Raw genomic sequence first — 15,624 nt, forward strand, 5'->3', positions numbered from 1 at the left:
CAGCGGCAACCGCGCTTAGCCGTTCTTCGGCTTGAAGGAATAGGTTTCCGCAGCCGCTGGAAAGGCACGCGATTTGACATCGGCGGCGTAAGCCTTGACGGCGTCTTCGACGATGTCCGTCAGGCGGGCGTAGCGGCGCACGAATTTTGGCGTCCAATCGAACAGGCCGAGCATGTCCTGGGTGACGAGTATTTGACCATCGCACGTTGCCGAGGCGCCAATGCCGATGGTCGGCACGTGCACCGCCTTGGTGATGTCGGCCGCCAGATCTTCCGCCACGCCTTCGATGACAATGGCAAATGCGCCGGCAGCATCGGCTTCGCGGGCCTCGTGGAAGACGCGGGTGCGTTCCATGTCATCGCGCCCCTTGGCTTTGAAACCGCCTTCATTAAGCGCCGCCTGCGGGCGCAGGCCGACATGCCCCATCACCGGGATGCCGCGTTCGGTGAGAAAGCGGATCGTGTCGGCCGCATAGGTACCGCTCTCGATCTTCACGGCCTGGGCACCGGTTTCCGCCAATACACGGGATGCGCTCGCGAAGGCCTGCTGCGGCGATTGCTCATAACTCCCGAAGGGCAGGTCGATCACGACCAGGGCCTGCTTGGCGGCGCGCATCACTGCCTTTCCGTGCAGGATCATCATGTCGAGCGTGACGCCGATCGTGGAATCGAGTCCGTGAACGACCATGCCGAGACTGTCGCCCACGAGCAGCAGATCGCAATGCGGATCGAGCAATCGCGCCATCGGGGCGTCATAAGCCGTCAGGCAGACGATCGGATCGCCGCCCTTGCGGGCGCGAATGTCAGGAACGCCAATACGTTTGATCTTGCTTTGCGCGGACATGGCCGCCCTCTTAGCGCATGTTGCAGTGCAGCGATAGGCGGCGGCCGATCAGATCGTTTTGGGGATGATGATCGCAAACCCGGCGATCATGATGGCCAGCACGCCGGCCGCCAGCGTTTCCGGCGACGCGTAGGCAAAGACCTGGCCCATAATGCCGTCCGCCGGCAAGAGGTCGGGATTGGAGAACAGGCCCTCCAGCTGGGTTCCCGCCACGGCCGAGCCCGTCGAACCGGCTCCGCCGAGAATGAGCGCGCGGCGGCGGTCAGGCCGCTTGATGCGCGACTGGACCTTGCGCACGAATTCTTCGGCATCGCTCTGATCCGGCTCGGCGGCGGCAAAGGCCGCGCGCAGGCGATCGTCAAAGGGATCATTCATGGTCATGACGCCATAGCCTCCTCAGCCTCAAACCAGGCCTTCAGCTTCTCCCGTCCCCGGTTCACATGCGATTTGACAGTTCCCAGCGGCATTCCGGTCGCTTCGGCGGCTTCCGAATGCGACATGCCTCCAGCATAGCACATTACGACACACACGCGCTCGTCTTCCTTCAGTGTTTTCAGACCGCGGTCGAGATCCACGACGGAACCCATGTCACGCGGCGCTTCGACATCGTCGGTGTCCTGCTTGAAGCGTTCCATGGCTTTCTCCGTCGCCTTGCGCTTGCGCGCGGACATCAGAAACTCGTTGTATGCGATGCGGCAGAGCCAGGCGCGGAACGACCCCTTGCCGCTATAACTGCCGATCTTGCTGAACGCCTTGATGAAGGCTTCCTGGGCCAGATCGTCCGCGAGCGCGTGATTGCCGCACATCCGGGTCATCAGACCCCGTACGACGCCCTGGTGGCGGCGAACCAGCTCGCCGAAAGCCGCGCCGTCCTTGGCGGCCACCACCAGTGCAATCAGTTCCTCGTCCGAGGCTCCCCGAGACACAGCGTGCTCCCTGTCCTGCCCGCGCGCGTCTTAAGCGTTGTCCGACGGATTCTTCAAAAAGACGCCCATCAGAACCAGCGCCAGACCGACAAAGCCCGGGAATGCGGCGATACCGGACATGATCCAGAAGCCTTCAACATCACCTTCGACGCCGGAGACAACGAATCCCAGCGTGAAGAAAGCCGCCGCAATCGCGAGCAGCACAATTCCCCAGCGGATATCACGGCCTTCGGAGCGCCGGGGCATGCCCAGGGCACGGATGACTTCCGGTGTCAGCTGGGTGCCCGACTGGGCCGCTGTACGGACCGTTTCCAATACTTCGCGGCGGTTCTTGGAACCGAAGTGAAACACGATCCAGACGATCAGAACAATCGATCCGAATACGGTAAGGGGAGCGAGAATTTCGGGTCCCATAACAATTCCTTTCATCTCTCGACCAGCGCATGGTCGCGCTTTCGGAATAGTGATGCGTCGTGGTGCCGATTTGGATGCAAGACTATCCGATTATGCCCACTCCGAAGAGATAGACGTGAAAACGCGCCAACAGCGCCGCCAACAAAGCGCCGATCACGATGGCTACGACGTCGCCGCCCCAGCCTTGGGGGGGCTTCGGTGGATGGTCGCCGCGGACGAACGCCGCGATCATCGTCACAACTGACCAGACGAAAAACGCACCGAACAGATAGACGGCGGCGCGTTCGCCATTGGCCGCGAGGTGGGATCCTGACCAGAGCACCACGCCCAGCAACATGGGATGCTGGACAAAGCGGCGGATATGGCTCGGCGTGTACGCGGCGGCGATGAGGATCAACGCTAGGGGCACGGCAAACAGGGCCAGCGTGCGTCCCCATTCGGGCGGATAGTAGAGCGTTTCGGACGGGTGCGCCTGGATTTTCCCGATGATGATCAGGACGAATCCGATCAGCGAAATCAGCGTGTAGAGGACTTTGAAACCGCCCGCGCCGAACCCCGAAATCAGGGCGGCGCGTCCGCCGGGCACTAGCCGGATCGAATGAATGCCTATGAACAGGACCAGCCCGACGATCAGTAAAGCCATTGATTACCCCCGCTATGTTGCCGGGAGCCTAGACCGAGTCTTTGGCAATTGACGAGACTTGGGCTTGCGAGGGCCGCGACAAAGCTGCGGAGATCCTCCGGTCAAGCCGGAGGAAAACGGGTTTTTCGTTGGTGTTCCGCCCGCTCTTTTTCCTCGACTCTCTCCGGCTTAACCGGAGGGCCTCATCACAACGCGATACGGATCGCCAATGCGTCGGGCCGTCCCGCGCGGCCTGACCCTAGCGAATCAGCCGCCACGGCAAAAAGCGCGGCAGCCAGATGCCGGCCGCAACGATGGCCGCCGTCAACATAAGGGCCGGCATGCGCGCAACTTCGCCGGCAAAACCCAACGCATCCGAAATGATGGCCGGTCCCGACGCCGCATAGAGCCCGTAACCAATGGCGGCGATCGCGATCGCTCCGGCAGCGATCCGCTGCAGGCGCTGGAAAAGACGGATCCGCGCCATGCGTTCGTCGAGGCGCGCCATGAAGGCCGCATCGAAGTCCGGTGCCCGGTCGGCTTCCAGATACGCTGTCAGCTTGTCATTGGCCGTCATGTTTCGTCTCCCAGCGCGGCCAGCAACTTCGCGCGGCCGCGCTTGATATGAGATTTGATCGTTCCCACCGGCATGTCCAGTGCGGCGGCCGCTTCGGCATGCGACCAGCTGCCGGCCAGGCACAGCGCGATGCAGGCCCGCTGGTCAGCGGTCAGTGCGGCCATCGCATCCTCCAGAGCCATGGCCTCTTCCGGCGCAACGCCGTCGGGGCGCGCCTGTTTCTGGACACCAGACCAATCGGTCTCGCGCCGCAACCGGCGGCCAGCCGCGCGCCGTTCCTCCGATGCCAGACGCCAGCCAATACCGAACAGCCAGCTCTTGAACGCCGAAGCTTCCTTCAGTTGGTCCAGCCGCTGCCAGGCGCGGATCAGAGCGTCCTGAGCCATGTCATCGGCAATAGCATGATCGCGGCAGACCCCGCGGAGAAAGCTCCGCAGGGCCGGGCTGTGGCGCACCGCCAATTGTTCGAACGCAAGATCGCGTCCGCGCCGCGCAGCGGCGACCAGATCCGCATCGCTGACCGGCATATCGGCTTATTTGCGGCGACGGCGTCCGAACAAGCCGCCGAACAGGAAGGCCACCGCCAGCACGCCCAGGATCATGGCCACGAAATACATCGACGTCGTGTCACCCAGCCAGCCGGAATACCCGACATAGGTGAAAACGCCCGCCAGGCCGCCGAACAGGATCACCAGGAAGGCCGTCGACCCGCCGCCAGAGCCCTCATCGTCCGACTTATGCCAATTTCCGTCCGCGTCGCCGTTCTGGTTGAGCGCCGAGACCAGCTCGGGCGGCGGTGTGTTGCCCGATTTTGCGTAGGCCTTGAGCAGTTCCACCTTCGCCTGCGTCCGCTTGTAGCTCATGAAACTGTTCCAGCCCGCGAAGATGAAAAAGGCCAGCGGGACCAGCAGCCACCAATAGCTCTGAAATAATTCGACGAATGCATTCATTTTTTATCCTCCAATCGACCGGCCATTTGGCCTTGCATCAGATGAGTGGTCACGGCGCTACCATTTGGAGGCAGGCGGGTTGCGAAAATTTCAATCGCGGCGAAGCGAGCAGCAGCCGTCGAGCGCCCGGTCCGACTGGCCCGGCAGCACGATCTGCAGTGTCCAACCCTGGGGGATATCGCTCATCCCGTCCGAACAATAGCGCGGATCCAGGACGGCCACGCCGCCACCGGCCAGCATGAGGAAGACCGGATAGCCGATCGTGCGGGCCCGCGGCGCCGCTTCGATCATATAAGAGACAGATTCCGGTTGTTGCCAGAAGGCGCTGAATTCGAACGAGTTCTCGCTGATGGCCGCAAACCAGAACGGTTCCGTTCCGCCGCAGGTCAAGCCGGCGGGAATGCCATGCCGCAGCGTGGGCGGTTCATCGCGTTGCAGATAGGCGGCAGACGCCCAGCCAGCCTGTTCACCGCTGCTCACCTGAACCCATTCGCCCGATTGCGCCGTCACCTCGATCCACCGGGCATCAGGCGCGAGCGTTCCGATGATTTCTGCACCGGCATGGGGTTCGGAACGGATATTCAAGACGTCGTCTTCGGCGACACCGGCAACGTCGAAATACCCGGTTTCATAGGGTGTCTGGGCCGCCGCTGCTGGCGCGACCAGTAGCGTGGCGATGCAAATAAATCGATTCATGTCCCTCCCCCAAGGTCCTGAATTTAGAATCCTATCACAGTTCGCGGCGGTCGGCGGTCAAGGCCGCGAACCCTGCGGCGTGCGTCCTCCTTCATGTATCGATTCAAGTTCATGTTCTGAGTGAGCTGTAAGGGCCGGCCGCATCCCGATCGGCGCGAATTGAACCGCTTGCGCTCTCGCGCGTTCTATCCCCTGTCGCCACACACGCCGATTGATGAAAACTGCTGCGCGCATTGTCCTGACCTTATTTGCCCTGCTCGCCGGTCTGGCGGCTCTGGTTGTGCTTGCCGCCTGGCTGTTTGGCTGGGACTGGTTGCGCGCGCCGGTGGAAAACCGCGCTTCCGCCGCCTTGAACCGGCCAGTCGCCATCGAAGGTGAGTTTGACGTTCGATGGGACTGGGATTTAAGCCCGCGGCTGATCCTTACCGATGTCTCGGCCGGGCCAGCGCAATGGGAATCCACGCGCGAGCCTTTGGTCCGCATCGGCCGCTTGGCCTCCGATGTCGAGCTGTGGCCACTGATCTTCGGCCGTCTCAGCCTCAACGATGTGCGCGCCGAGGGCTCGGATTTGCGCCTCTATCTGAATGCGTCCGGCGAGGCGAACTGGCCGCGCGGACGCTCCGTCGGCGGGCAAAGCCTGTCGATTGACGGGCTGACATTGCGCGACACAAGTGTCCGCTACCGGAATGACCGCATCGATCTTTCCTTCGAGGGCACGCTGGAACAATTCGTCGAAGAGGACCGGGCGGCGCTAACCGGGTCGGGTACGTCGCGTGGCCGCGCCTACACCGCAGAGCTGAGGATCGGTCCCATCGTTCAGATTTTCCGCTCACTCGAGAATTATCCCCTGGCGGCAACGGTTCGCTCGGACCCGCTGGAAGCGCGCTTCAAGGGCAATGTGAGGCCTTCCGATGATATTCGCCTTGGCGGACAGTTGGATTTGTCGGGCACGAGTCTCGACGAGACCTATGCCTTCATCGGCATTCCGGCGCCGGTGACGCCCCCTTTCAATCTTTCCACCCGCCTGGTGCGCACAACCGATAGCTGGGAATTGCGCGAGATGAGCGGCCGCGTCGGCGACAGCGATCTGGCCGGCGATGTCATGGTGCGGCGGGAGGCGGGATCGCCACGCTTCGATGCTGAACTCGAATCGGAACGGCTCGACTTCGACGATATCGGCGCGATTATCGGCTTGCCGGTGGATGTCAGCGAGACCAGCAATGCCGAGCTGGACGCCCGCAGTGAAGCCTTTGCCGGCAGCGCAAGGATTTTCCCCGACGCCCCGCTCGCCGTCGAGCGCATATCCCGCATCGACGGGACGTTAAGCTACAGCGCCAGACGGGTGACCGGGTTCGGATCGGATGACCTCGGACGGCTGGACCTTGAACTGGAACTGGAAGACCAGGTGCTGCAGCTCACGCCACTGGCACTCGATGTCGAACCGGGGCGCCTCGAGCTCTATTCCACCACCGACGCCAGCGTGTCGCCGCCGGCCAGCGATATTCTCATATTGTCGAACGACATGCGCCTTCAAAACCTAGTGCCCAACGATCAGGTGTCGGGGCGGGTCGATGGGCGTCTGGAGCTGAGCGGAACGGGCGACAGCATTCGCGCCACGCTGTCGAACGCGAATGGCCGGTTGCAGGCCGCAGTGGATAATGGGCAGATCCGGTCGGCCTTTGTGGAAGCCATCGGGCTGGATTTGCTCAGCCTGTTGGCGACGGACAGCAACCAGCGTCAGCCGGTCTGCCTGGTTACCAGTTTTCGCATTGAAGACGGAATGGCCCAGGTCGATGAGCTGCTCGCGCATACGGACGAAACCGTCATCCGCGGCACCGGCCGTATCAATCTGGCGAATGAAACGCTCGACCTTGAGCTTGAAGCCAATGACGAGCAGCTCAATCTCGGCACGATTGGCGGTCCGGTAAATGTCGGCGGCACGCTGCGCGATCCAGCCATCGGGCTGGGCAGTGAAACGGCGCTGCGCGGGCTTGCCGGCGTGGTGCTGGGCGCTGCCCTCAGTCCAGCGGCTGCCTTGCTGGCCACGCTGGAAGTCGACCCGCCGGAAAACAGCGCCTGCCAGTCCACCGCCAATCTGGCCGCCTCGCCGCCGGACTAGAACGGGCTGGCCGTGAAATCCGGCAGGTCGACGACGATTTCTGCGGGTATGCCGTCCTCGTTTTGCATGAAGCGATGGATGGCCGCGGCAACGTCCGGCGAGGACATGAACAGGTTATGCCCTGCATTGACGACGGTGACTGCGGTCACACGGCTCAGCCCGGCCACGGCTTGATGCTGGCTCTCCGGATAAGTGCGGCCGTCCAGCGTGCCCGACAACATCAAAACCGGGATATCGCCGACCGGACCGGCGCGAAACTCATCGCCGAGATCCAGATCCGGCCAGAGGCCAGCGAGCTGTGGCATCGGGGCGTTGAGATAGCGGCCGATGATGCCGTCCGGCGCTTGCGCTTCGAACAGGGCCAGGCGCTCGGCGCTGATCCCGGACGCCACATCCATCGCTGTCGGCATAGCGCGCAAACGGATCGGAGCGTCGAGTCCCCCGAAGCGAGCAATCATGCCTTCCAGAACGGCCGTCTCGCCGGCGTCAAGCTGGGCATAGATTGCGGCAAGCAGGCTGACGCGCGACGGGTCGGAGATCAGGAATGACGCCAGCTGTTGCATATCGGCGCGCTGGATCAGGCCGAGCGCTGTCTCCATCGGCTGTTCGTCGAGGCGCGCATGAACACGGCGTATCAGCCCGGGCAGATCGGGATAGATCGCGGCGGCCGCCGGTTGCGTATCAATCGCCGCCTTCAGGCGCTGGAAATAGGCATCCGTCCGGGCCGGCAATTTCACTGTCTGGTCCAGCCCCTCTACGCTGGCCAGCACGGCGCGGTCGATTTCATCGGGGATCCAATCGATGGCAGCCAAGGCGAGATGGCTGCCATAGGAAATTCCCCAGAGCGTGATCTGTTCGGCACCGAAATGAGCGCGCACGGCGCTTAAATCGGCGACGCTGTCGAGCGTGGTGTAATTGGCGATATCCACGCCTTCGCCAAACCAGAACTCCCGGCACTCTCGCGCCGCGGCCCGAAAGGCGTCAGCGACCTCTTCGTCCGTGTGCACCGTCATCGAATCCAGCACGATGCCGGACTCGCAGTCCGGCAGGGCGGTGGACTGGCCTGTGCCACGCTGATCGAACGCAATGACATCGCCGTGGCGCCGCATTTCCATGAACAGCGAAAAGCGGGGCCCGCGGGCCGTTGCAATACCGGATCCGCCGGGTCCGCCGGCGAGATAGACGATGGGGTTGCCGGGCTGTTCACCGGTTGCCGGGAACCGGACATAGGCCAGCTCAATCACCCGGCTCTGGGCGTCCGAGCGATTTTCCGGAACCGTAATGCGGCCTTCGAATGCGTCTGCCGTTTCGCCGTTTGACGCTTCGAACTGGATCGCCGTTTCGCCGGCAAAGATGCGGTCGCTGGCATGGGCTTGAGCACCCGCCACTGCCAGCAGGACGATCATCGCGGTCAGACATTTCATGGGGCGTGCCTCTCGGTTCAACTTTTCGCATCCTGCCCAAATACATGCCGTTCGCGGGAGACAATCCGGCCAACGGCAGTGATATTCCGCTTAGCGGGCGGACGAACCGGTCGAGCGGCACTATGCTGGTGCCATGATCCGCGCGGTTCTCCTCGTTTTCGTCTTCCTGCTTGCGGGCGGCCCGGCGGCGGCCCAATTGGCAGAACCGCTCGTGCGCATCTGTCCGGCGGGCGATGAAACCGAACCGCCCGACTTTCAATCCGAGGTTTGCGAGTCAGGACTTTTGTTCGAAGTTGACCCGCAAGGGCGGATGATCTGGGTGGAGTTCTACATCAACCTGTCGCCCGAGGCCGTCATGCGCGAAGGGCCGACAGGCCTCTATGTGTCCGCTGCCGCCTCGTCGAGCGCTTTCATGAACGGTGTACCGCTGGGCTCCAATGGTACGCCGGGCATAAACCGGGCGAGCGAAACTCCCGGACAGATGGACACGATTTTTTTCGTGCCGCCCCAGGCCCTGCAGACCGGCCTCAACCGGATTGCGATGAAAATGTCATCGCATCACGGCCCCATCACATTCTCCTATCCTCTGCACCAGGTGACGATGGGACGCTATACGAGTGCGCAAGAGCGCATATTGCAGGCCTATCTGCCAGCGCTGTTTCCGCTCGGCGCCTTCATTCTGGGCATTCTGATCTTCGGCTTCCGCGCCCTCGCCAGCGATCAGCGGGAAGCCGCCTTGATCCTGCTCGCCGTGTCATTGTTTGCCAGTTTGCAGCTACTCGCGGAAACCAGCCGCGGCTATTACGCCTATCCCTACCCGTTTCACGGCATCCGGATGATTCTGGTGCTGATCGGTGCAGCCGGACTGGCGCTGATGATGCTGGCGCATACGATCCACCGCTTCCTTGATGTTTCGGCCGGATGGCGCTGGCTCGGCTGGTCAGGCTATGCCGTGCTGATCCTTGCCATCGTGCTCATCGTTCCGGCTTTCGATCCGAAAACCGCCATCGCCCTGCTGCTGCCATTGTTGGCAAGCCTGATTATTTCCGTATGGGCGGTGTTCAAACGCCGGCCGGTGGCGATCGGCTATGCGGGCTTCTTTCTTCTGGCCGTCATCCTGCTCGTCTGGCGGCCGAATCTGGCGCTGGATATCGGTATCTTCTACCTGACCGCCGGATTCATCATCTTCCTGCTGGTCGAGCAGGCCGCCGCGCTGATCCGGGCGCGGCAAACACTGCTGGAGGAGCGCGATCGCGCATCGCGGCTCGAACTCGCGCTGGAACGGGCGCGGCAAAAGGACGTTCCGAGCGAGATCCAGCTGACCAGCGCCGGCAAGATCCACCGGTTGTCAGCGGACCGGATCGTCAGCCTGAAAGCCGCCGGCGATTATGTCGAGCTGGCGCTCTCCGGCGGCCGCTCAGAACTGTTCTCGCTGACCTTGAGCGAAGCAGAAACGCGCCTGCCTGACACCTTCCTGCGGATCCACCGATCGCACATCGTCAACACGGACTATGTGAAGACGCTGACGCGGGCCGCCAGCGGGGTTGGCGAGCTCGAGCTGACCGACGGCACTGTGCTGCCGGTCAGCCGGAGGATCATGCCCAAAGTGCGCAGCGTGCTGCGCGATTAAGCGCTACTGGCCCTGCCCCAGCGAATAACCGCGCTCGCCGTCGAAGGTGTAGAGGTTCTCGGTCTTCACCACATCGATGCCGGCATCCGCGAATTTGGCGAGCACGCGCGCAATGTCGGCGGTGGAAGCCGCCTCCTTCGCCTCGAACCGGCAGCGCCAGTGATCGGTGCAGAAGGTTTCCGGCAGTCCCTGCGGCCAGACTTTCACGCCGCGATTGGTAATCACGACAAGCTCGAACGGACCTTCGGCAACCGCATTCAGGCGGGCGGCCAACTTGTCGGCTGTGCTGCGATGATGGGTGAAAACGTCCACCCCCACGAGCGCTTTGTCGGCCGGCGCCGGACGCTCAGGGGTTTCGATCACGATCGGCTTCTGGTCGGGATCATAAGCCGCTTCGGCCAATGTCCGGGGCGTTTGACCGAGGCGGGCGATGACCGCGGCCGCAAATTCGCTGGTGCCGACGGTTTCGGTTTCCGGCGACATGTCGCCGGTGCCGACGCCGTCCTCGACCGTTTTCAGCCAGGCATTGTGGATGCGCGCGGCGGCCTCGTTCTGTCCGAGATGGACCAGCATCATGACGCCGGCGAGAATCAGGCCGGACGGGTTGGCGATGTTCTGACCGGCAATGTCCGGTGCCGAACCGTGGATCGCCTCGAACATGGCGCAGCTCTCGCCGACATTGGCCGAGGCACCCATGCCGACAGATCCGGCAATCTCGGCAGCGACGTCGGAAATGATGTCGCCATAGAGATTGGGCGTGACGATGACGTCAAAGCGTTCCGGCTGGTCGGCCAGTCGCGCCGTGCCGATATCGATGATGTAGTGCTCGGCCTCGATGTCCGGATATTCGGCCGCGACCTCGTCGAAAACCTTCCGGAACAGACCGTCGGTCAGCTTCATGATGTTGTCCTTGACCATGCAGGTCACCTTGCTGCGGCCATAGGCACGCGCATATTCGAAGGCGTAGCGGACAATCTTCTCGCAGCCGGGCCGGGTGATCAGCTTCAGGCACTGATAGACTTCATCGGTCTGGCGGTGCTCGATACCGGCATAGAGGTCTTCCTCATTCTCGCGCACGATGACGACATCCATGCCCGGATGGCGCGTCGCGATGAAGGGCGCATAGGCCGTGCACGGACGCACATTGGCGAACAGGCCCAGCGTCTTGCGCACGGTGACATTGAGGCTCTTATAACCGCCGCCCTGCGGCGTGGTGATCGGCGCCTTGAAGAAGACGCGGGTGCGCCGCAGGCTGTCCCAGGCGTCCGGCGTGATGCCGGCGCTGATCCCGGAAGTGTAGACCTTCTCGCCAATGTCGATCGGCTCGATCTCGAATTGCGCGCCACCGGCGACCAGCACGTCGAGCGCGGCGCGCATGATTTCCGGGCCGATGCCGTCGCCAAACGCAACCGTGACGCGCGGGCTCGGCGCGGCTTGCAGCTGACCGGTGAATTCCTGTGTCTTTGTGGGCGCGTTCATCGCCGCCTCCTGTCCTGACGTTTCGGGGATGTGAAGCGCGATATAGGGAGGCTTGATGCATTATGGAAATTGATAGTCGCAAACTTTGTCATTACAAACGTCAATCATGCCTCACGCCGTTCATCCCGACCTCCTGCGCGCCTTCGTGGCGGTCGTTGACCATCAGGGTTTCAGCGCTGCTGCAAAGCGGCTCGGCCGTGGCCAGTCGGCTGTGTCTTTGCAGATCAAGCGGCTGGAAGAGCGGCTCGGCGTCCAATTGCTGGATCGCAGCCCGCATCTCGTCCGGCCGACCAATGAAGGCGAGGCGCTCCTCGAACAGGCGCGGAAAATCCTCGCCCTGCATGACGATCTGGCCAACCGGTTCGACCGGCAGGAGCTGACCGGCGTCGTGCGGCTGGGTGCGCCGGAGGATTTCGCCACCTCGCACCTGCCCGGCGTATTGTCGCGCTTTGCCCAGAGCCATCCGGGCGTCGTGCTCGAAGTGATCTGCGAACTGACGCTCGATCTGATCAAGCGCTTCGATGCCGGCGGGCTCGACCTGGCGCTGGTCAAGCGCGAGCCGGGCAGCGGTGTGGCCGGCCGGCGCGTCTGGCGCGAACCGCTGGTCTGGGTCGGCGCGGGCGAAAGCGTGGCGCAGAGCCAGATGCTGCCGCTCGTCGTGTCGCCTGCCCCCTGCGTCTATCGCGGCCGCGCGACACAGGCGCTTGATCGCGCCGGACGGCGCTGGCGGATCGCCTATACCTGCACCTCGCTGGCCGGCACCCACGCCGCCGTACGGGCGGGCCTCGGCGTCAGCGTCTTGCCCAAGGAAATGGTGCCGTCAGACCTGACCCTGCTGGACAGCGAGGAAAGCGGATTGCCCGACCTTCACGATACGGAGATGGCGCTAATCGAGGCGCCGTCTTTGCCGCGCGCGGCCGAAAGGCTGCGGGAAGTCATCATCCGGGAGTTGGAGCACGGACCGACGGACAGCTAGCGCGCCAGATAAGCCTCCAGCTTGTCCAGTGTCTGCCGCCAGCCCTCGGGCGCGCCCGCAATGGCGGCCTCCGCTTCCGGAGTGTACAGCGTGTATTCCTGCGTCACCGCGATCCGTGTGCCCTCACCGTCCGGATCGAAGCGGGCCGTTGTCAGCGCGGAGAAGAAGCGCTGGCCGGGCGCGATATCGATATGGCTTTCCGTGACAATCAAGGAAGGCGCGACAATCTCCCGGTAGATACCCTCCGAGACGTGATCCGTCCCGTCCGGCCCGCGCATGCAGACGCGTGATTGGCCGCCCTCGCGGAAATCGATCTCGGCCTCGGGAATGGTGAACTGGTCCGGGCAGAACCAGTGGCGGACGTGCTTCGCCTCGCTCCAGGCCTCGAACACGGTGTTGACGGGCGCGTTGACGACCCGCGCGATGTCGAGCGCCTGCTTTGCCCTCACCCCTTGTGCCGTCATGGCGTCAGCCTTCCACCATCATCTCGAATCCGCCGAGGATCATGCGCTTGCCGTCGAACGGCATCTTGTCCGGGCCGAGGTCTTTCAGGCGCTCATCCTCCATGAAGGCCGGATAGGCAGCGTCGCGCGTCGCCTTGTCGGGCCAGACGATCCAGGAAAACACCACGGTCTCGTCCTTCTTGGCCTTCACCGCCATCGGAAAGGAGGTGACCTCGCCGTCCGGGACGTCATCGCCCCAGCACTCGACAATCTGGGTGGCGCCGAAATCCTTGAACACCGGCACCATCATCTCGGCCACCTTGCGGTAGGCCGCCTTGTTCGCAGTCGGCACCGCGATCACGAAACCGTCGACATAGGGCATGTCGTCCTCCCCTTTTTGGGCTTATCCGCCGAACGCCGCCTTTTCGACGTCGGCGATCTCGATTTTTGTCATCGTCATCATCGCCTGCATGGCGCGCGCAGCGACGCCGGCATCTTCATGCGCCAACAGGTCAAGCAGGCGTTTGGGATAAATCTGCCAGCGCAGGCCGAACCGGTCCTTGCACCAGCCGCACTCGATCGGCGCGCCGCCATCGGCGGTCAGCGCGTCCCAGTATCTGTCCGCCTCTTCCTGCGTGTCGGTCGCCAGCGTGAAAGACACCGCCTCGGTGAAGGGGTTGTCCATGCCGCCATTGAGCCCCGAGAACGCCTGACCATTGAGCGTGAACTCGACGACCATCACCGCGCCCTCATCGCTGCCGGGATTTTCGACCGGCGCGCGCACAATGCGGATGATTTCGCTGTCGGGGAATAGCTGTGTGTAATAGTTCGCGGCGTCTTCCGCCTGGCCGTTGAACCACAAACAGGGCGCAATCGGGTTCATCGTCAATTCCTCCCCCGTCCGGCGCGGAGTATCGGCGCGGTGACGGTCGGCGGCAAGGGGGAGATCGATGTGGCCCTTTCCGCGTCATCCCTGCGAAAGCAGAGATGCCGGGATTATTCAGACCTCATGGTGAGGCGCCCGATCACCGGGATGACAAGCCACATACAGCAACCTATAATTGATTCATGAAAATCCCCTGCGTCTACATTCTCGCGAGCCGCCGGAACGGCACGCTCTACATCGGGATCACGACCAATCTGGCAGCGCGCATTCACGCCCATCGCGAGGGCCGTGCGTCGAAATTTACGCGAAAATACAACGTCACACGCCTGGTTCATTTCGAGTTGTTCGAGGAAATCACCGAAGCCATTGCGCGGGAAAAACGCCTGAAGAAATGGAAACGGGCGTGGAAAATCCATTTGATCGAGCAATTCAATCCCGATTGGCGCGATGTGACCGCAGACATTCCCTACAATTGAGAACCCACGTCATCCCTGCGAAAGCAGGGACCCAGAACGTCAGTGACGCTTTAGAGACCGGCGCGCAATCTGCGCAGCGGTGAGGAAGGCGGCTAGCTGGCGCAAGGCGTGCCCATGGAGATGGCGCAACTGGGTCCCTGCTTTCGCAGGGATGACGTGGTTATTCAGACCTCATGGTGAGGTGCTTTCCGCAAGGAATGCCTCAAACCACGCAGGGCCTTCCCCGCCTTACATTCCATGCCGGCCAGTCTTTCGCGCCGCCCGGTTTTCAGCTCGAGGGTAAAACCGCGCAGCGGCGCGTCCGCGCCCTTGACCTGAAAACCGGGCGCCGAAAAAATCCTGGCAAGGATTGCAAGACGAAATGTGTTTGATTTCTCCCCCTGCTTGCGGGGGGAGTGTCGCGCCTGGCCCCCTGACAGTGGGGCAAGCCAGCGTCGAACCCCGCACTGCAGGGCCTTCCCCTCCCCTTGATGGGGAGGGAAGACGGCGAAGCCGTCAGGGTGGGGTGATTGGCAAACCGTAGCGCTGAAACCCCCACCCCTACCCCTCCCCACAAGGGGGAGGGGAAACATCGCGCCAACGACCTACCCGTCTCGCCTCCCTCCGGCTTGACCGGAGGGCCTCATGCCGTTGGAGATCCTCCAATCCTTCGAGGCTCGCTGACGCGAGCACCTCAGGATGAGGTGGTTGGCTGCTCTGCATCGACCAGCAAAGCGATTTCTCCCCCCGTTTACGGGGGGAGTGTCGCGAAGCGACGAGGGGGGCATGGCAAGTGCGATTCGCCCCCTCCACCACTCCGTGGTCCCCCTCCCCCGCAAGCGGGGGAGGAAGCTGTGACATGCGGCGTGACGATCAAAAGAGAACCCGCCTCCCTCCGGCTTGACCGGAGGGCCTCAGCCCATTCGAGATCCTCCGGTCAAGCCGGAGGAAGACGGAAATTTTGGATATGAAAGCCGATTTCAATAATGCGGCGGTTTCTCGTTTCCCGGCGCGGGCAGGCCGGATTCCAGCTCGGCGATGCGGTCGTCCGAAGCTTCGAGCCGCGTCTTCAGCCGCTCGATCTCGCGCTGCTGGTGCATCATCACCTCGGAGAGCTCGTCAATCGTCCGCTGCTGCTCGGCGGCGAGCATTTCCAGGGCGTCGAGGCGGGAGGTGGTCACTCC

19 protein-coding genes are annotated in these 15,624 nt (G+C 62.9%); 4 read left to right on the plus strand and 15 right to left on the minus strand.

Going from position 1 to position 15,624, the window contains the following annotated elements; genetic code table 11:
* Positions 1–15: 15 nt before the first annotated feature.
* From panB to ACO08C_RS01735, 9 genes are all read right to left on the minus strand, one after another.
* On the minus strand, positions 16–843 hold the full coding sequence (panB, locus tag ACO08C_RS01695) for a 3-methyl-2-oxobutanoate hydroxymethyltransferase (RefSeq protein ID WP_421786977.1): 828 nt from the start codon (positions 841–843) through the stop codon (positions 16–18).
* Between the two features lie 48 nt (positions 844–891).
* Complete coding sequence (locus ACO08C_RS01700) at positions 892–1,224, minus strand: hypothetical protein (RefSeq protein ID WP_421786979.1); 333 nt, start codon at positions 1,222–1,224, stop codon at positions 892–894.
* Entirely contained in the window at positions 1,221–1,769 is a 549-nt protein-coding gene (locus ACO08C_RS01705; protein ID WP_421786981.1) for an RNA polymerase sigma factor, read from the minus strand. Before ACO08C_RS01705 ends, ACO08C_RS01700 begins: the two co-directional genes overlap by 4 nt.
* 30 nt (positions 1,770–1,799) lie before the next feature.
* Positions 1,800–2,183 (minus strand): DUF6249 domain-containing protein, encoded by a 384-nt coding sequence (locus tag ACO08C_RS01710; protein ID WP_421786983.1) that lies wholly within the window; start codon positions 2,181–2,183, stop codon positions 1,800–1,802.
* Between the two features lie 82 nt (positions 2,184–2,265).
* On the minus strand, positions 2,266–2,826 hold the full coding sequence (locus ACO08C_RS01715) for an NnrU family protein (protein WP_421786985.1): 561 nt from the start codon (positions 2,824–2,826) through the stop codon (positions 2,266–2,268).
* Positions 2,827–3,064: 238 nt separating this feature from the next.
* On the minus strand, positions 3,065–3,382 hold the full coding sequence (locus tag ACO08C_RS01720; RefSeq protein WP_421786986.1) for a hypothetical protein: 318 nt from the start codon (positions 3,380–3,382) through the stop codon (positions 3,065–3,067).
* Positions 3,379–3,909, minus strand: a complete 531-nt coding sequence (locus ACO08C_RS01725) for an RNA polymerase sigma factor (protein WP_421786988.1) — start codon at positions 3,907–3,909, stop codon at positions 3,379–3,381. The genes ACO08C_RS01720 and ACO08C_RS01725 overlap by 4 nt, the downstream gene beginning before the upstream one ends.
* Before the next feature lie 6 nt (positions 3,910–3,915).
* Entirely contained in the window at positions 3,916–4,332 is a 417-nt protein-coding gene (locus ACO08C_RS01730) for a hypothetical protein (RefSeq protein WP_421786990.1), read from the minus strand.
* 90 nt (positions 4,333–4,422) lie between these two features.
* Positions 4,423–5,028: an SH3 domain-containing protein gene (locus ACO08C_RS01735; protein WP_421786992.1), complete on the minus strand. Its 606-nt coding sequence runs from the start codon at positions 5,026–5,028 to the stop codon at positions 4,423–4,425.
* A gap of 214 nt (positions 5,029–5,242) precedes the next feature.
* On the opposite strand from ACO08C_RS01735, the gene ACO08C_RS01740 reads away from it, so the two are divergent.
* A complete protein-coding gene (locus ACO08C_RS01740) occupies positions 5,243–7,147 on the plus strand; it encodes an AsmA family protein (protein ID WP_421786994.1) in 1,905 nt (634 codons plus the stop codon).
* On the opposite strand, the gene ACO08C_RS01745 is transcribed toward ACO08C_RS01740, so the two are convergent.
* A complete protein-coding gene (locus ACO08C_RS01745) occupies positions 7,144–8,571 on the minus strand; it encodes an alpha/beta fold hydrolase (protein WP_421786996.1) in 1,428 nt (475 codons plus the stop codon). The two genes, ACO08C_RS01740 and ACO08C_RS01745, sit on opposite strands and share 4 nt — an antisense overlap.
* Positions 8,572–8,704: 133 nt before the next feature.
* Here ACO08C_RS01745 and ACO08C_RS01750 point away from each other — a divergent pair, with 133 nt between their 5' ends.
* Positions 8,705–10,201 carry a LytTR family DNA-binding domain-containing protein gene (locus ACO08C_RS01750; protein WP_421786998.1) on the plus strand — a complete coding sequence of 499 codons (1,497 nt, stop codon included), beginning with the start codon at positions 8,705–8,707 and terminating at the stop codon, positions 10,199–10,201.
* A gap of 3 nt (positions 10,202–10,204) precedes the next feature.
* Here ACO08C_RS01750 and ACO08C_RS01755 read toward each other — a convergent pair whose 3' ends face one another.
* Positions 10,205–11,578: an NADP-dependent isocitrate dehydrogenase gene (locus ACO08C_RS01755; RefSeq protein ID WP_421788749.1), complete on the minus strand. Its 1,374-nt coding sequence runs from the start codon at positions 11,576–11,578 to the stop codon at positions 10,205–10,207.
* Between the two features lie 208 nt (positions 11,579–11,786).
* On the opposite strand from ACO08C_RS01755, the gene ACO08C_RS01760 reads away from it, so the two are divergent.
* On the plus strand, positions 11,787–12,656 hold the full coding sequence (locus ACO08C_RS01760; protein ID WP_421787000.1) for a LysR substrate-binding domain-containing protein: 870 nt from the start codon (positions 11,787–11,789) through the stop codon (positions 12,654–12,656).
* Here ACO08C_RS01760 and ACO08C_RS01765 read toward each other — a convergent pair.
* Genes ACO08C_RS01765 through ACO08C_RS01775 form a run of 3 tightly spaced genes read right to left on the minus strand, consistent with a single transcriptional unit; the run spans position 12,653 to position 13,982 of the window.
* Complete coding sequence (locus ACO08C_RS01765) at positions 12,653–13,120, minus strand: SRPBCC domain-containing protein (protein ID WP_421787002.1); 468 nt, start codon at positions 13,118–13,120, stop codon at positions 12,653–12,655. The two genes, ACO08C_RS01760 and ACO08C_RS01765, sit on opposite strands and share 4 nt — an antisense overlap.
* A 4-nt stretch (positions 13,121–13,124) precedes the next feature.
* On the minus strand, positions 13,125–13,481 hold the full coding sequence (locus tag ACO08C_RS01770; RefSeq protein WP_421787003.1) for a DUF1428 domain-containing protein: 357 nt from the start codon (positions 13,479–13,481) through the stop codon (positions 13,125–13,127).
* 21 nt (positions 13,482–13,502) lie between these two features.
* A complete protein-coding gene (locus tag ACO08C_RS01775) occupies positions 13,503–13,982 on the minus strand; it encodes a VOC family protein (RefSeq protein ID WP_421787004.1) in 480 nt (159 codons plus the stop codon).
* Between the two features lie 185 nt (positions 13,983–14,167).
* Here ACO08C_RS01775 and ACO08C_RS01780 point away from each other — a divergent pair, with 185 nt between their 5' ends.
* On the plus strand, positions 14,168–14,461 hold the full coding sequence (locus ACO08C_RS01780) for a GIY-YIG nuclease family protein (RefSeq protein WP_421787005.1): 294 nt from the start codon (positions 14,168–14,170) through the stop codon (positions 14,459–14,461).
* Between the two features lie 959 nt (positions 14,462–15,420).
* On the opposite strand, the gene ACO08C_RS01785 is transcribed toward ACO08C_RS01780, so the two are convergent.
* Entirely contained in the window at positions 15,421–15,621 is a 201-nt protein-coding gene (locus tag ACO08C_RS01785) for a SlyX family protein (protein WP_421787006.1), read from the minus strand.
* Positions 15,622–15,624 lie beyond the last annotated feature (3 nt).

The organism is Hyphobacterium sp., assembly GCF_965229905.1.
Taxonomy (GTDB): domain Bacteria; phylum Pseudomonadota; class Alphaproteobacteria; order Caulobacterales; family Maricaulaceae; genus Hyphobacterium.

Coding starts and splice junctions, on each gene's coding strand:
- ACO08C_RS01700 (WP_421786979.1), bottom strand. CDS start 1,224: ATGACCATGAATGATCCCTTTGACGATCGCCTGCGCGCGGCCTTTGCC.
- ACO08C_RS01715 (WP_421786985.1), bottom strand. CDS start 2,826: ATGGCTTTACTGATCGTCGGGCTGGTCCTGTTCATAGGCATTCATTCG.
- ACO08C_RS01755 (WP_421788749.1), bottom strand. CDS start 11,578: ATGCGCGCCGCGCTCGACGTGCTGGTCGCCGGTGGCGCGCAATTCGAG.
- ACO08C_RS01770 (WP_421787003.1), bottom strand. CDS start 13,481: ATGCCCTATGTCGACGGTTTCGTGATCGCGGTGCCGACTGCGAACAAG.
- ACO08C_RS01725 (WP_421786988.1), bottom strand. CDS start 3,909: ATGCCGGTCAGCGATGCGGATCTGGTCGCCGCTGCGCGGCGCGGACGC.
- ACO08C_RS01760 (WP_421787000.1), top strand. CDS start 11,787: ATGCCTCACGCCGTTCATCCCGACCTCCTGCGCGCCTTCGTGGCGGTC.
- ACO08C_RS01745 (WP_421786996.1), bottom strand. CDS start 8,571: ATGAAATGTCTGACCGCGATGATCGTCCTGCTGGCAGTGGCGGGTGCT.
- ACO08C_RS01750 (WP_421786998.1), top strand. CDS start 8,705: ATGATCCGCGCGGTTCTCCTCGTTTTCGTCTTCCTGCTTGCGGGCGGC.
- ACO08C_RS01780 (WP_421787005.1), top strand. CDS start 14,168: ATGAAAATCCCCTGCGTCTACATTCTCGCGAGCCGCCGGAACGGCACG.
- ACO08C_RS01735 (WP_421786992.1), bottom strand. CDS start 5,028: ATGAATCGATTTATTTGCATCGCCACGCTACTGGTCGCGCCAGCAGCG.
- ACO08C_RS01710 (WP_421786983.1), bottom strand. CDS start 2,183: ATGGGACCCGAAATTCTCGCTCCCCTTACCGTATTCGGATCGATTGTT.
- ACO08C_RS01765 (WP_421787002.1), bottom strand. CDS start 13,120: ATGACGGCACAAGGGGTGAGGGCAAAGCAGGCGCTCGACATCGCGCGG.
- ACO08C_RS01775 (WP_421787004.1), bottom strand. CDS start 13,982: ATGAACCCGATTGCGCCCTGTTTGTGGTTCAACGGCCAGGCGGAAGAC.
- ACO08C_RS01740 (WP_421786994.1), top strand. CDS start 5,243: ATGAAAACTGCTGCGCGCATTGTCCTGACCTTATTTGCCCTGCTCGCC.
- panB (WP_421786977.1), bottom strand. CDS start 843: ATGTCCGCGCAAAGCAAGATCAAACGTATTGGCGTTCCTGACATTCGC.
- ACO08C_RS01730 (WP_421786990.1), bottom strand. CDS start 4,332: ATGAATGCATTCGTCGAATTATTTCAGAGCTATTGGTGGCTGCTGGTC.
- ACO08C_RS01720 (WP_421786986.1), bottom strand. CDS start 3,382: ATGACGGCCAATGACAAGCTGACAGCGTATCTGGAAGCCGACCGGGCA.